13 protein-coding genes are annotated in these 14863 nt (G+C 67.9%); 3 read left to right on the top strand and 10 right to left on the bottom strand.

From position 1 onward, the window contains the following. The first annotated feature begins 6 nt into the window (after positions 1-6). Positions 7-354: a hypothetical protein gene (locus tag ACSQ9E_RS29835; protein WP_057267000.1), complete on the top strand. Its 348-nt coding sequence runs from the start codon at positions 7-9 to the stop codon at positions 352-354. Positions 355-365: 11 nt separating this feature from the next. Here ACSQ9E_RS29835 and ACSQ9E_RS29830 read toward each other — a convergent pair whose 3' ends face one another. The 10 genes from ACSQ9E_RS29830 to ACSQ9E_RS29785 all read right to left on the bottom strand — a co-directional run bounded on the left by ACSQ9E_RS29830 (position 366) and on the right by ACSQ9E_RS29785 (position 11652). Then, entirely contained in the window at positions 366-1085 is a 720-nt protein-coding gene (locus tag ACSQ9E_RS29830) for an EthD domain-containing protein (protein ID WP_057266999.1), read from the bottom strand. Next, on the bottom strand, positions 1082-2281 hold the full coding sequence (locus ACSQ9E_RS29825) for an NADH:flavin oxidoreductase/NADH oxidase (RefSeq protein WP_436219940.1): 1200 nt from the start codon (positions 2279-2281) through the stop codon (positions 1082-1084). The genes ACSQ9E_RS29830 and ACSQ9E_RS29825 overlap by 4 nt, the downstream gene beginning before the upstream one ends. Before the next feature lie 15 nt (positions 2282-2296). Then, positions 2297-3211 carry a DMT family transporter gene (locus tag ACSQ9E_RS29820; RefSeq protein ID WP_235514279.1) on the bottom strand — a complete coding sequence of 305 codons (915 nt, stop codon included), beginning with the start codon at positions 3209-3211 and terminating at the stop codon, positions 2297-2299. 104 nt (positions 3212-3315) lie between these two features. After that, positions 3316-4272, bottom strand: a complete 957-nt coding sequence (locus tag ACSQ9E_RS29815) for an MBL fold metallo-hydrolase (protein WP_436219939.1) — start codon at positions 4270-4272, stop codon at positions 3316-3318. A 29-nt stretch (positions 4273-4301) separates the two neighbouring features. Then, positions 4302-5015 carry an ABC transporter ATP-binding protein gene (locus ACSQ9E_RS29810; protein ID WP_436219938.1) on the bottom strand — a complete coding sequence of 238 codons (714 nt, stop codon included), beginning with the start codon at positions 5013-5015 and terminating at the stop codon, positions 4302-4304. A 15-nt stretch (positions 5016-5030) separates the two neighbouring features. Continuing rightward, positions 5031-6803 carry a branched-chain amino acid ABC transporter ATP-binding protein/permease gene (locus ACSQ9E_RS29805; protein ID WP_436219937.1) on the bottom strand — a complete coding sequence of 591 codons (1773 nt, stop codon included), beginning with the start codon at positions 6801-6803 and terminating at the stop codon, positions 5031-5033. Beyond that, positions 6800-7723, bottom strand: coding sequence for a branched-chain amino acid ABC transporter permease (locus ACSQ9E_RS29800; RefSeq protein ID WP_436219936.1), 924 nt, complete (start codon positions 7721-7723; stop codon positions 6800-6802). The genes ACSQ9E_RS29805 and ACSQ9E_RS29800 overlap by 4 nt, the downstream gene beginning before the upstream one ends. 82 nt (positions 7724-7805) lie before the next feature. Continuing rightward, a complete protein-coding gene (locus tag ACSQ9E_RS29795) occupies positions 7806-9005 on the bottom strand; it encodes an ABC transporter substrate-binding protein (RefSeq protein ID WP_057200585.1) in 1200 nt (399 codons plus the stop codon). Between the two features lie 72 nt (positions 9006-9077). Then, complete coding sequence (locus ACSQ9E_RS29790; RefSeq protein WP_057266994.1) at positions 9078-9854, bottom strand: SDR family NAD(P)-dependent oxidoreductase; 777 nt, start codon at positions 9852-9854, stop codon at positions 9078-9080. Positions 9855-9891: 37 nt separating this feature from the next. After that, positions 9892-11652, bottom strand: a complete 1761-nt coding sequence (locus ACSQ9E_RS29785; RefSeq protein ID WP_436219935.1) for an FAD-dependent oxidoreductase — start codon at positions 11650-11652, stop codon at positions 9892-9894. Between the two features lie 166 nt (positions 11653-11818). Between ACSQ9E_RS29785 and ACSQ9E_RS29780 the strand changes: the two genes are divergently transcribed. Together ACSQ9E_RS29780 and ACSQ9E_RS29775 are read left to right on the top strand one after the other, a co-directional pair. After that, positions 11819-12610: an IclR family transcriptional regulator gene (locus ACSQ9E_RS29780; RefSeq protein WP_057200823.1), complete on the top strand. Its 792-nt coding sequence runs from the start codon at positions 11819-11821 to the stop codon at positions 12608-12610. 78 nt (positions 12611-12688) lie between these two features. Continuing rightward, on the top strand, positions 12689-14815 hold the full coding sequence (locus ACSQ9E_RS29775) for a TPR end-of-group domain-containing protein (RefSeq protein ID WP_436219934.1): 2127 nt from the start codon (positions 12689-12691) through the stop codon (positions 14813-14815). Positions 14816-14863 lie beyond the last annotated feature (48 nt).

Raw genomic sequence — 14863 nt, 5'->3', positions numbered from 1 at the left:
AGCAGCATGCGCAGCGCCCGCGAACGTACCGCCTGGACCATCGCAGTGGTGCTGCTGGTGGCTGGCGCCGCCGTGGCCTGGTGGAAAGCCGACCAATGGCTGCCCCAGGCCGGGCCGTGGGTCGAAAAGACGTGGGGCAGGCTGATGCGCCCCGGAGAAGACTCCCTGCCGCCGGAGAAGAAGAACGCGCAAGGCGCTGCCGCGGGCGCGCGAGGCGCCGCATCGGCGCCCGCACCCCAGCTACGCAAGTGCGTCCAAGAGGGGCGCACGGTCTACACCGACCAGCCTTGCGCGCCCGGCGGCCAGGAGCACAAGGTGAATGGCGAAGTCACATCCTTCCCACGCTCACCGTGAGGACCGGCCCGTCAGACCACGCGGCGTTCGGTCACCAGAAAGGCCGTGATCTCCGCCAGGAAGGTCCTGGCATGGGCCATGGTGCGCTGGCCCTCAGGTGACGCAAACGCAGCGGTCAGTACCTCTGGACTTTCGAACCACAGCTCCACAATGCCGTCGATGGGCAGATCGCCATAGCCGCAGGGCTGACCCTTCACGCGCTCGCGTTCGGTCACCACGTTCTGGCGGTAGCCATTCACGCCGGGCATGGTGCGCACCAGGTCGGCGTGCACGCGCCATTCGCGCCTGAAATCGTCCTCGGAGATATCGGCGCGGCGGCGCAGGGTGGAGATGCGCTTGAGCAGCCGCGCGCGGGCCGCCGGGTCGGCGAGCAGGGCGATGACCTCGGTCTGCTCGGTGGTCACAATGTGCAGGCCCGAGAGGAAGTGCTGTTCGTCCGCTACCAGCTCGGCGGCCAGGTTGCCTTGCCCGAAGGCAGCCTCTGCGCGCTGCTCCCCGTCGAGCCACAGCTGCGAGAAGCCGTCGAAATCCCACGGACCGCGCGCGTAGTCGATGCCGCGCTGTAGCCGGTCGGTCACCAGGTTTTGCCAGTAGGCCTGCAAGCCGGGGGCGCGCGCCGCCAGTGCGCCGTGGTGGTCACGCCAGTAGGCATCGAAGCGCTCGGTGCTCCAGTCGGGCTGCTTCCTGATCAGGCCCATCCTCACACGGCTCGGGATGTGGTGGCTGCTCATCGTGTCTCCTTGTGGTTGTCACTGGTGAAGGACGTACCGTCCGCCTGATCGGCACGCGCACGCGCCAGGCCCGGAGCCCGCTTGGCCAGCCAGACACCGTGGCGCACGGGCCAGCGCTCGTAGCCTGGGTCGGCCCCCAGGGCGGCTGCGGCGTGGTGGGGCCAGTAGGGGTCGAGCAACGCCTCGCGGCCCAGGGCAATGAGATCGGCCTGGCCGCGGTCGAGGATGTCCTCGGCCTGCGCGGCATCGACGATCATGCCCACGGCCTGGGTCTTGACCTGGGCCTCGGCCCGGATGCGGGCGGAAAACGGCACCTGGAAGCCCAGGCCGCGTGGCACGGGCAGGGCGCGCGTCTCCTCGGTCAGGCCGCCGGAGGAGCAGTCGATCACATCGACGCCGCACTGCGCGAGTTCACGCGCCAGCACGATCGAATCCTCCACGTCCCAGCCGCCCTCGCGGCTGCCGTCCACGACCGAGAGGCGGGCGAACAGCGGCTTGTGGGCAGGCCACACGGCACGCACCCGGCGCGCGATGGTGAGGGCCAGGCGCATGCGCCCCTGCAAACTGCCGCCCCATTCGTCGCCGCGGTGGTTGGAATGGGGCGAGAGAAAGCTGGCCACCAGGTAGCCATGGCCGAAGTGCAGTTCGACCACGTCCATCCCGGCCTGGTCGGCACGCAGCGCAGCATCGGCAAAACGCTGCACGATGTCTTCTATGCCAGCCGCATCGAGCACCATGGGTGCAGACCAGCCGGGCCCGGCAGGCAAGGCGCTCGGGCCCAGGCGCTGCCAGGGCTCCGCATCGGCGGCCATCTGCGCGTCGCCCAGTGCCGCGCCGCCCTCCCACAGCGGCTGGCTCCCGGATTTGCGGCCGGCGTGCGCCAGCTGCACGCCGATGGCACTGCCGTTGGCGTGCACGAAAACCACCACGGGCTTGAGCGCGTCAATGTGGCTGTCTTTCCACAGCCCGAGGTCAGCGGTGCCGATGCGCCCACGCGGGTCCACGGCCGTGCTTTCCGTGAGGATGAGGCCCGCGCCGCCCAGGGCGAACTTGCCCAGGTGCACCAGGTGCCAGGGCGTCGCGTGCCCGCCTTCTGCGGCGTGCTGGCACATGGGCGAGATGACGGTGCGGTTGCGCAGGGTGAGCCCGCGCAGGGCCAGGGGCTGGAACAGCAGGGGCGGTTGTGAATAGGTCATGGTCAGAGAGAAGATTCAGGGCACGGCAGGCGCCACGGCCACGTGCCGGCGCGTGCCCAGCCAGGTACCACCCATCACGGCGGCAAATCCCACGAGATGCCACAGCGTGAGCTGCTCGCCCAGCAGCAGGGCGGCAAAAAGCACGCCGAACACCGGCACCCAGTAGAGGAAGACGGCGGTGCGCGCCACGCCGATGGAGGCGATGGCCTGGTTCCACACCACGTTGCACAGCGCCGTGGCGAAAATGCCCGAGAACAGCACCAGCGCCCATGGCCACCAACCCGGGAACAGCGTGGCCACCGTCACGGCCGATGGCCCCAGCGCCAGGTGCACCACCAGCAATGCGGTGCCGATGCAGTAGGTGAGCCAGCACAGGGTGAGCGGGTGGATCTGGCGCGCGAGGCGCTGCACCATGGCACCGCCGGCGGCGAAGCTCACCACCGAGCAGATGATGAGCAGGTCGCCCACGCCCGCGCTGGACAGCCCCGAGCCCGGGTAGCTGAGCACCACCGCCGCCACGCCGGCAAAGCCCAGCAGCACGCCGCAGCCGCGCTGTAGCGTGAGCGGCTCGCGGAACGCCAGCGCCGCCAGCAGGGCCGAGGCCAGGGGACTCAGCGCCATCACCAGCGCCGCATTGGTCGCCGTGGAGCGCTGCAGGCCCTGGGCGAACAGCACCTGGTTGGCGTACACCATGAACACCGCGCACAGCCCCATCGCCGCCCACTGGCGCCCGGTGAAGCGCATGCGCGCGCAGCGCTTGGCCACGACGATGGCGGTGAGCGCGATGCAGGCCACCAGCATGCGCACACAGGCCAGCATGGTGGGCTCGAACCAGGCGGTCAGCCACTTCACGGACGTGAGGTTCAGGCCCCACACAGCCATCGCACCGATCAGGACGGCCTGCACGGCCAGCGTTTGGCGGTCATTCATGTCCAGAGCTCCTGCAAGCGCCAACAGGGCGGCATCACCCGTGCGACCGACGGGCGGGCCATGGATTGCGACCGCACGGTTGCCGCGCGGTCAGGGTGGGGCGCTCAGCCTTCCAGCGACTTCCACATCTGCACGTCGCGCTCCGCCGTCCAGATGCGCGGGTCCGGGTACTGCGTGGCTTCGTCATAGGCCCGCGTCACGTCGAACGGCATGCAGTGGTTGAAGATCACCCAGTGGCCGTACTTGGGCTGCAGTTTGGCGAAGGTGGCTTCGTACACCTTGCGCAGGTCTTCGCCTTGGGCGGCGCTGGCCTTGACGCTCTCGTACAGGTCGCTGATGAAAGCGCGCGTGCCCGCCAAGCCTTCCTGCACCTGCGCCGGGGTCTGCAGCGCGGCGCCGCGTCCGGGCACCAGCTTCTCGGGCTTCAGGGCCGCCAGGTTATCCAGGGTTTGTGGCCAGTCCTTGAAGTAGGCATCGCCCGCATACGGCGTGGCACCGAATTCCACCAGGTCGCCGCTGAACAGGATCTTCTCTGCCGGCAGCCAGGCCACGGTATCGCCCTTGGTGTGGCCCCGGCCCAATTGCAGGATCTGCACTTCCAGCTTGCCCAGCCACAGCGTCATCTTCTTGTGGAAGGTCATGGTCGGCCAGGTCAGGCCGTCCGGCACGCTTTCCACATTCTGGAACAGGCGCGGGAAGCGGCCGATCTCGCTGTCCTTGTCGAACTGGCCGCGCTCGACGATCAAATCGCGCGTGTCCTCGCTGGCGATGATGTGCTCGGCCCCGTAGGCGCTGGCGCCCAGCACGCGCACCGCGTGGTAGTGGGACAGCAGTACGTACTTGATGGGCTTGTCCGTCACTTCGCGGATGCGGCGGATCACGTCCTGGGCCATGACGGGGGTGGCCTGGGTGTCGATGACCATCACGGCGTCGTCGCCAATGATGATGCCGGTGTTGGGGTCGCCCTCGGCGGTGTAGGCGTAGGCGTGCTCGGACAGCTTGTCGAAGCTGACCTGCTTGACTTCCAGGTCGGCGGCGGAGGCGAAGGTCTTGGTGGTCATGGGGTGGGTCCTTGGTGATCCAGATGGTGTCAATGCGTGCCCAGGTAGGCGGCCTTGACCTTGGGGTTGTTGAGCAGCTCCACGCCCGAGCCTTCGAGCGTGATGAGGCCGGTTTCGAGCACGTAGGCGCGGTCGGCCACGCCCAGGGCCTGCTTGGCCATCTGCTCGACGAGCAGGATGGTCAGGCCCGCATCGCGCAGCTGGCGGATGGCGTCGAAGATGTCCTTGATGATCAGCGGCGCCAAGCCCAGCGAGGGCTCGTCGAGCAGCAGCAGGCGCGGCCCGCTCATGAGGGCACGGGCAATCGCGAGCATCTGCTGCTCGCCGCCCGACAGCGTGCCGGCCAGCTGGTGCTCGCGTTCCTTCAGGCGCGGAAAGCGCACGAACTCGCGCTGGATCGAGGCCTCCAGCGCCGCAGCGCCCTCGGCCCTGCGCGAGTAGGCGCCCAGCATCAGGTTCTCGCGCACCGTCTGGTCGGCGAACACGCCGCGCCCCTCGGGCGACATGGCCACGCCCAGGCCCACGCGCTGGTGCGCGGGCACCGCTGTGAAGTCCTTGCCGTCCACGAAGATGCGCCCCTCGCCCACGGGCTCCAGGCCGCAGATGCTCTTGAGCAGCGTGCTCTTGCCCGCACCATTGGCGCCGATGATGGTCACCACCTCGCCCTGGCGCACTTCCAGGTTCACGCCCTTGACCGCCTCGATGGCGCCGTAGGACACCTTGACGGATTCGATTTTCAACATGCTGATGTTTTCGGTTCAGGTGGCGGCCACGGCGTCGTCGTCAACGCCCAGGTATGCGGCGATGACACGCGGGTTGGCCTGCACCTCGGCGGGCTTGCCCTCGGCGATCTTGATGCCGTAGTCGAGCACGATCACGTGGTCCGATATCGACATCACCAGGTCCATGTGGTGCTCTACCATCAGAATGCTCACACCGCACTTGCCGATACGCACCAGCAGCTGGCCCAGCTCGGCCGTCTCCTGAGGGTTCAGGCCGGCGGCGGGCTCGTCCAGCAGCAGCAGCTGCGGCTCGGTGGCCAGCGCGCGCGCCAGTTCCACCCGGCGCTGCAGGCCGTAGGGCAGGCTGCCGGCCGGCTGGTGCGCCAGGTGCGACAGGCCCACCAGGTCCAGCAGCTGGATGGCGCGCTCGCGCGTAGCCACCTCCTGGCGGCGCGCCTGGGGCAGCGACATCAGCGAAGAGAAGAAGCCGTTGCTCATGCGGCTGTGCCGCCCCAGCATCACGTTGTCCAGCACCGACAGGTCGGCGAACAGGCGCAGGTTCTGGAAGGTGCGGCCCATGCCCAGGCAGCAGATGGTGTGCACCTGGCGGCCCACGATCTCCTGGCCCAGGAAGCGGATGGAACCCTGGTCGGGATCGACCACGCCGGTGAGCATGTTGATCATGGTGCTCTTGCCCGCGCCGTTGGGGCCGATGAGCGCATGGATGTGGCCGCGCTGCAGGCGAAACGACACGTCCTGTGCGGGCTTCACCCCGCCGTAGGACTTGCTCACGCCCTGCACCACCAGCAGCTCGCCGCTGCCGTCGGGCCCGATGCGCGTGGGCGCGGCACTGCCGCCAGCCGCGAGGCCGGCTTTCTTCGCCTTCTGGAACCACTGGGACACCAGGCCCATGATGCCGCCCGGCATCACGTACAGCGCGAACAGCAGCAAAAAGCCGTAGAGAAAATGCTGTGCCGAGGGCCAACGCGCGAGCAGCGCATCCACCAGCGTGAGGATCACCGTGCCCACCAGCGGGCCGTACATGGAGCCCGCGCCGCCGAACAGCACCAAGAGCAGTATGAAGATCGACAGGTGGAAGGTGATGAAGTCGGAGTTGATGTACTGGTTCTGCTGCGCCACCAGTGCGCCGGCGATGCCGCAGGTGACGGCCGCGACCACGAAGGCGATCACCTTGGCGCGGTAGACGCGCACGCCGACCGAAGACGAGGCGATCTCGTCCGCCTGGAGCGACAGCAGGGCGCGGCCGAAGCGGCTGCAGATCAGGTTGCGCAGCAGCAGATGGGCCGCAGCGCACAGCACGATGCCGAACCACACCCACTGCACCGAGGTGAAGGGCTGGCCGTTCCAGGTCAGCGGCTTGATGCCGTAGATGCCCTGGGCGCCGCCGAACACATCGGTCCATTCGCCCACGAGCTTTTCCACCACGATGCCGAAGGCCAGCGTGACCATGGCGAGGTAAGGGCCCTTCACGCGCAGCGAGGGCAGCGCGATCAGCACGCCGCATACGCCCGAGATACCGGCGGCCAGCACCAGCGCCAGCCAGGGGCTCATTTCCGTGCGCGTGGTGAGCAGGGCTGCCGCATAGGCACCGGCCGCGAACAGGCCGGCCTGGCCCAGCGACTTCTGGCCGGCGTAGCCCACCAGCACGTTCATGCCAGCGGCGCACAGGTAGTACACGCACATCATGAACACGATGCGCAGGTAGTAGTCGTTGTGGAACAGCGCCGTGGCGCCGATCAGCGCTGCAGCCACCAGGGCCACCGCGACGAAGTGACGGCCCTGCTTCATACCTTCTCCACCATCTTCTTGCCGAACAGGCCCGTTGGACGGAAGGCCAGCACCAGGATCACCAGCGCGAACACCGCCACCTCGCGCCACTGCGCCTGCCAGAGGTTGACCATGGACTCATACACGCCCAGCACGAAGCCCCCGATCACGCAGCCGCGCGGGTTGCTCAGCCCGCCGATCATGGCGCCCGAGAAGCCCTTGAGCCCCACGGTGAGCCCCATGAACAGCGAGGCCTGGGCAATGGGCGCGAGCAGAAAGCCCGAGAGCCCCGCCAGCGCCGAGCTGACGACGAAGGCACTGATCATCACCGCATTGGTATTGATGCCCATCAGGCTGGCCACGCTGCCATTGGCGGCCACGGCGCGCATGGCCTTGCCGACCATGGTGTGGTTCATCACGCGGTCGAACACCAGCATGATGGCCACGGTCACGCCCAGCGTGAGCAATTCCTGTGGGCGCACGCCCACGCCCAGAAAGCGGATCACCGCATCGCCCACCGGCGCCGGCACCACCACGGGCTTGGGGCCCCAGATGGCCAGGCCGATGCTCTGCAGGATGACGCCAAAGCCCAGCGTGCTCATCACCCAGGCCATGCCGGGCCGCCCGGCAAAGGGCCGCACGCCGATGGCGTACAGCAGCCAGCCCAGCAGACCCATGGCACCCAGGGCCGCCACCAGGGCCAGCAGCTGCGCGCCGGCACCGGGAATGGCGTCGCCGAAGGTGGTGGAACTCACTGGCTTGCCCAGCACCAGGAACAGCGCGCTCATGCCGATGAAGGCACCGGCCGAGACGAACTCGCCGTGCGAGAAGTTCAGGGTCTTGGTGGTCGTGAATGTGATGCTGAACCCCAGCGCCACCAGCGCGTAGGCACCGCCTACCGCCAGCCCGCTGATGATCGCCTGCAAGAGCGCTTCTGTCATGTTCTGTTCCTCGGCCGGGCGCTGCGGACACGGATGCCCGCCACGCCCGGCCGTTGTGGTCGTGCGTCGGTCGAAGGGGTGCTTACTGCTTGAAGTCGGCTGGCGTCAGCGAGCCGATCAGCGCATCGGTGTAGGGCAGCAGCTTGCCGTCCTTCCAGCGGATCCAGACCAGGTCCTTGGCGGTCAGCGCGTCGTGGTTGGTCTTGGTGAAGGGCTTGTCGTAGGCCTTGAGCACGCCCTGCACGGGGGTCTTGAGGTCTTCGAGCGCCAGGCGCACGGCCGAGCCTTCGGTGGTCTTGGCCTGCTTGACGGCCTCGGCGTACAGCAGCACCGAATCGTAGCCATGCAGCGCGAACGAGAACGAGCCGGGCGCCTTGAGCTTGGCACCGATGCGGTCGAACAGCTTTTGCTGCGCGGGGGTGCGCGTCTCGCTCACGGTGCGCATGAACAACGGCTTTTCGGCCAGGGCCTTGCCGGCCGCGTCGTAGAAGGTGATGTTGTCAGCCGCCCAGGAAGTCAGCGTGAGCGGGAAGTAGTTGATCTTCTCCATGCTGCGCACCAGTTGGGCAATCGGCGTGCCCTGGGCCCAGACGACCACGGTGTCCACGCCTGCGGCCTTCATCTTGCTCAGCTGCGAGGTCATGTCCGTGTCGCCGACGCCGAAACGCTCGGTGGCAGCGGCCTTGATGCCCTGCACCTCGGCGATCTCCTGCATGTCCTTCAAGCCACCCTGGCCGTAGCCGGTGGTCTCGGCCATCAACCCCACCACCTTGGAGGTGGCGGCGTTCTTCTTGACGTAGGCCATGAGGGCAGCGACCTGCTCGCGGTCCACCATGGAGACCCGGAACATGTAGTTGTCGGCGCCGGGGCTCATGGGCTTGGTGATGTCGGTGCCCGAACCCACGTTGCCCAGCACGGGGATCTTCTTCTGGTTGGCGATGTGCTTCCAGGCCATGGCGTTGCCCGAGTTGGTGGGGCCGAACACGGCAACCACCTTCTCGTTGTCGATCAGCTCGCTCATGTTCTGGATGGACTTGGGCGGTGCCGAGACGTCATCGCGCGTGGTGAGCGTGAGCTTGCGCCCCAGCACGCCGCCCGCGGCGTTGATGTCGGCGATGGCTGCTTCCATGCCGATCACGGCGGCCTGGCCGCTCTGGGCCGAGGGCGAGGCGGAAAGGTCGCCGTTGTAGCCGAGCTTGATGTCCTGGGCGGACACGCCGGTCGAGATCGCGGTGACGGCGGCTGCGGCCAGCAGGCCTGCACAAAGGCGTTTGAGTTGCATGGTGTTGTCTCCTTCTTTATGGTTGAAAGCTGCCTCGCACCCTTTGCCGGGCCGGGCCAGGGGGGAACTCGGTCAGACGGCGAGGAAGCCGCCGTCCACGGGCAGCGTGATGCCCGTGACATAGCGCGACATGTCGGACGCGAGGAAGATCACCGGGCCGACCAGGTCCTCGGTCTCCCCCACGCGGCCCATGGGGATGCGGGTCATGAACGATTCGAGCCGCTCGGGGTTGTCGCGCGTGGCCGCCGTCATGGGCGTGGCGATGACGCCGGGCGCCAGCGCATTCACGCGCACGCCCTTGGGAGCTTGCTCGGCCGCGAGCGACTGCGTGAACATCTTGATCGCCCCCTTGGAGGGCGAGTAGCCCAGGCTGCCGCCCTGGCCGGCATAGGCGGCGATGGAGGCGATGTTGATGATGGAGCCCCGGGTGGACTGGATGGCCGGCAGCCAGGCCAGGCTCACATTGAAGGTGCCGTGCACGTTGACATCGATGGTCTTCTTCCAGTTGGCGGCGGCGCGTTCGCTGCCCGTGCCCTCGCGGATGATGATGCCGGCGTTGTTCACCAGGATGTCGATGGCGCCCACCTCGCTGCCCACTTGCGCGGCCAGCACGTTGCACGCCTCGGGGACGGTCACGTCCAGCGTGTAGGCGAAGGCGTCGCCGCCTTCGGCCTTGACCAGGCGGGCCGTTTCCTGCACGGCTGCCGTGTTCATGTCGGTCACCACCACGCGTGCGCCGGCCTGGGCCAGGCCCAGCGCAATTGCGCGGCCGTTGCCCTGGCCAGCGCCCGTGACCAGCGCCAGCCGGCCGTTCAGCAGGCGCGGGGCCACTGTTTCTGGATACACCATATGTCTGCTCCTTCTTCTCTGGTCTTTTTTGGGGGGCTCAGGCCGTGCGGGCCACGGGCACGGCAGCGCGGTCCTGCTGCGTCACCGATTCGCGCACGGGCACCAGGGCCTGGGCGAGTTCCATCCCGGCCACGTAGCCGAAGGTGAGCGCCGGGCCCAGGGTGATGCCGGCACCGGGGTAGTTGCCGCCCATGATGCTGGCCGCGTCATTGCCCACGGCGTACAGGCCCTTGATCGGCTGGCCTGCGGCGTTGAGCACGCGGGTCCTGTCGTCGGTCTGCAGGCCGGCAAAGGTGCCGATGTCGCCGATCACGAGCCTGATCGCGTAGTACGGACCGTTCTCCAGCGGCGCCAGGCAAGGGTTGGGGGTGACCAGCGCATCGCCCTGGTAGCGGTTGTAGGCCTTGCTTCCCTTGCCGAACGCCGGGTCTTCGCCACGGCGCGCGGTGTCGTTGAATGCACTGACCGTGGCCTCCAGCACCGACGGCTCCACGCCGATGCGTGCTGCCAGCTCGGCCACGGTGTTGCCACTTTGCAGGTAGCCGCTGCGCAGGTGGCGCCCGATGGGCAGCGGCGCGGGGGCTACGCAGCCCAGGCCGTAGGCACGCAGCGCCTTGTGGTCGCACAGCAGCCAGGCGGAGACTTCCTTCTCGCCGTGGCAGGCGGCGACCATGGCCTGCACGAAGTCGTGGTACGAATTGCCCTCGTTGGCAAAGCGCACGCCCTTGGGCGTCACGGCGATCACGCCGGGCTTGGCGCGGTCGATGAAGTGCGGCATCACCCCCTTGCTGCCGTCTGAGCGCGTGGTGACCGATGCGGGCACCCAGGCCGCCGCATGGGGAATGGTGCCGTCCACATGGCCGCCCACGGCCTCGGCGAGCTTGAGGCCGTCGCCGGTGTTGGATGCGGGCGAAGGCGAGTAGTGCTCCTTGCCGGTGGGCGCGTGGGGAAACAGCTGCTTGCGCCGCTCCACGTCGTGCGGGAACCCGCCGCAGGCCAGCACCACGCCGCGCGTGGCGGTCACCTTCACGGTCTTGCCTTCGTGCTGCACCAGCGCGCCGCTGACGCCGTCGTATTCCACCACCAGTTTCGTGACCGGGGAGGACAGCCACACGGGGATGTCCAGGTCCATCGCGGCCTTGGCCAGGCGGCCGGCCAGAGCGTTGCCGTTGGTCAGCGTCATGCCGCGGCCGTTGCCGATGACGTCCATGGCGTGCTTGCTCAGGCGCCGCGTCACGTAGGCGAACGAGGTGGGCGACTTGAAAGCCCGCATGAAGTGCTTGATCTCGGGGCCCGAGCCCAACATCATGCCGAACACCGTGAGCTCAGGCAGGGGTGGCGCCAGGTGCTTGATGCGCGGGCCGAGTTCGCGGCCATCGAAGGGGCGCGTGACCATCGATCGCCCGCCAGGCTGGCCGCCCGTGGCCTCGGCGTGGTAGTCGGGGAACACGGCGGGCATGTCGAACTGCACGCAGGTGTTCTGGGTGAAGAAGTCGATGGCCTTGGGGCCGTATTCCAGGAAGGCGTCGACACGCGCGGCGTCAAAGTGCGTCGTCGCCTCGTGCTGCAGGTAGGCGCGGGCAGCACCGTCCGGTTCCTGGATGCCCTGCTCCCTGGCCAGGCGCGTGCCCGGGATCCACAGCCAGCCGCCCGAGCGCGCGGTGGTGCCGCCGAAGCGCGCTTCCTTTTCCACCACCAGCACCTTCAGGCCCTGCGATGCCGCCGTGATGGCCGTCGCCATGCCCGAGGCGCCCGTGCCCACCACCAATACATCCACCGAGATGCTGTCCTGCGTCATGCCTTGTCTCCAACGTTCGAAGTGTTTCGGCGGATTCTAACGAGCATATGACTATTGTCAATTGATCCGTTAATATCAAACAATGCGATTCAGTCGAATGAATCTGCCTATATCATGGAAAACCCTTATGGATACACTGGCCACCCCCCGTCTGGAACTCCCCATCATGGAAAAAAGTCGCCGTGGCATCCAATCGATAGAGATCGGGAGTGCCCTGCTGTTGCAACTCGCCCTGCATGTGCGCCCGCTGGCGCTCAAGGACCTGGCCAAGGCCAGCGGCATGACCGCGGGCAAGGCGCACCCGTACATGGTGAGTTTTCTGAAGGTGGGCTTCGTCACCCAGACCGAGGCCGGGCACTACGAGCTGGGCCCGCTGGCCCTGCAGCTGGGCCTGACGCGGCTGCAACGCATGGACCCGGTCAAGGAGGCCTCGCAGCTCATCGAGGCGCTGGCCAATGACTCGGGCCAGAGCATTGCCGTGGCCGTTTGGGGCAACCTGGGCCCGACCATCGTACGGCTCGAGGAACCCATCGAGCCTCTGCACGTGAACCTGCGCACGGGCACCGTGATGTCGCTGACCAATACGGCCACGGGCCGGCTGTTCGCGGCCTACATGCCGCCCAAGGTGGTGGAGCGCATCCTGAACGATGAACTGCAGCGCCTGGGCACGCGCAAGGACGCCAAGGGCGAACCCGCCCACGCGGAACTCGACGCCGCCCTGGCCGAGACGCGCAAGCACGGCCTGTCGCGCTCGCTGGGGCAGCCGATTCCCGGCATCGACGCCCTGTGCGCGCCGGTGTTCGACTCGGCAGGCCACCTGGTGCTGGGCATCCTGGCCATGGGCCCATCGGCCAGCTTCGACAGCAGCTGGGATGGCTCGGTGGCCACGCCGCTGCGCCAGTGCGCGCTTCAGGTCTCGCAGCGCATCGGGCGCACCGCGCCGCCAGCACCGGGCTGATTCGCGACAGGCACAGGCCCCGCGGGGCCTGTGCACAGCGTGGGTCAGAATAGCCGCTCCTCCAGACCGGCCCCTTCCATGCACCTTTCCTCGCTCCGCCGCTTCGGAGTCTGCGCCGCGTACGCATTGCTGTCCTGCGCCGCTGGCGCCAAACCCTCGCCCCAGGAGTACCCGCGCCTGTCCGAGAACCTCGCGGCCTCACCGAACCTGCAAGTCCGCAAGGTACTGCATGGCGAGGTGGAAGGCCTGTTCGCGCTGCCGCGCACCCAGCAACTGGTCGCGGTGGCCGGAGGCTACCTGTGGAAATTCACTGCGCAAGGGGAGCTGCAGGACACGCTGCGCGTGCCCGGCGGGATCCACACCTCCGGCATCGTCTTCACGCCCCACTACTACAGCGACTGGGTGTATAGCGGTGACCGGCGGCGCAAACCGTATGCCCCCACCGTGGATGGCAACCGCCTCTCGCAGGCCGAACTGTTCGCCGAGCTCGACCGCGCCGAGCACGTGGAGTTCGGCCGCAATGACACCAGCGCCTGGGCCTACCTGCTGTCGGGCGGCAAGGCGTGGATCCTGGACATCACGCGCCAGCGCGACAAGGTGGACACCTATTGCCGCCAGCGCACCCATTCGGCCGAGAAGCTGGGCTGGGACGCCACCTGCCTCGGGGGCTACCACCCTGCCCGCAAGGGCTGGACGGAGATCGAACCCGGGGACTTCGACAGCACCGGGCAAGACATCTCGCGCGTGAAGGTGGTGGACTTCGACCGCCGCCGCCTGCACCTGGAAGAGGGCCTGAGCGGGCAGTTGCTCGGGGCCACCGTGGGCGTGGCCCTCAAGGCCCTGGGCGTGCCAGGCAACCTGCCCAGCCGCTACTGGTTCGGCGATGCCCATACCCAGTTGCGCGTGGGCAGGGACGTGCTCAAGTTCAAGGCCTTCATTCCCAAGGAGGATGGGCAGTTCCGCTTTCCCAACATGGCATGGTGGGATCCGTCGCCCGTGCTGCCGGGCGCAAACCCCTGGTTCACCGTGCACCCACGCAGCTACCTGCACCACCCCGGCGAAGAGGCGCTGCTGCGGCACTACGAGAAGGATATCGGCCTGTACGTGGTGCGCCCGCGCGGCGCGGCGCCAGGCCAGGCCACGGGCCGGGGGCCCGGCGCGTGGCGCCCGGTGTTCACCGGGCCATCGACCCACTCGTACGCCGTGAGCGCCAATGTGGAGTTTGCTGCCGCGCGGCCCGGCGAAGCGGCCGCCCCCGCCGCGCACACCTGGCTGCGCAGCCCCGACGAGCGCAAGCGCCACGCTGGGATGGGGCCGCAGATCCCCGTGCAGGCGCTGTGGCCCGTCCTGCAGACCGTGCCTTCGGCACTGACGCTGCATTGGCGCACGTCCTCCGAGGAGGAAGACACGCAACTGCGCATCGAGCTGCCTGCCAGCGAAACCCGCGCGGCCTTCGAGCGGCTGCAGGGCGGCAAGGGCCCGCTGGAGCTGGTGGTGCAGGTGCCCGACCTGGAAGGCCCCACGCTGGGGATGTCGGTGCTGCTGCGCAGCGGCAACCTGCAGCAGGCGCTGCCTGGCGCCCGCATGGCCTACGTGGACAATCCGGCACGGCCCGCATCCGCGCGCAAGTCATCGGTGCAGGCGCTCAGGGATGCGAACGCCGCCGCCCAGCGCTCGCCCGGCGCACTGCCCGCGTTCCTGCAGATCGCGCAGGACCTGGCGCAGGACCTGCAGCGCGTGCAGGGCGATGCCTCGGACATCACCCATGCGTATGCGCAGCTGATCAACCACTTCAATGGCCGGGAGGATTTCGCCGCGTCCTCGCGGCTGGTGCGCCATTACCTGGCCCAGGTCTACCCGTCCATGGGCAAGTACCAGCGCGACGACAAGCAGGTCTACAACGTCGGTGTGATCGCCAGCCAGACCCTGGCCTTTGCCATGCGCACCAACGAACGCGACCTGGCCGAAGCCGTCATGACGACCCTGATAGGCCAAGGCTTCGACCCGGCAGTGCAAACCAACGGGACGCTGATGTACAACCTGGCGTGCTACTACGCGCTCACCAGCGACAAGGCACGCATGCTGGAGGCCATCACCAACGCCCGCCGCCTGGGCAAGCCGCCCGCGCAGTTCCTGCGGGACACGGATTTCGACCGATATCGGCAGGACGCGGAGTTCCTGCAGACCGTCAACGCGCCGACCTGAGAATCTGTTCTATCGCATCTCATACGGATTTGCATTCGATCGTAAAAC

This window comes from Acidovorax sp. LjRoot118, from assembly GCF_964253575.1.
In the GTDB taxonomy this organism is placed as follows: domain Bacteria; phylum Pseudomonadota; class Gammaproteobacteria; order Burkholderiales; family Burkholderiaceae_C; genus Acidovorax.
The sequence above is the reverse complement of the archived record's forward strand: the minus strand, read 5'-3'. Positions and strand labels throughout refer to the sequence as shown.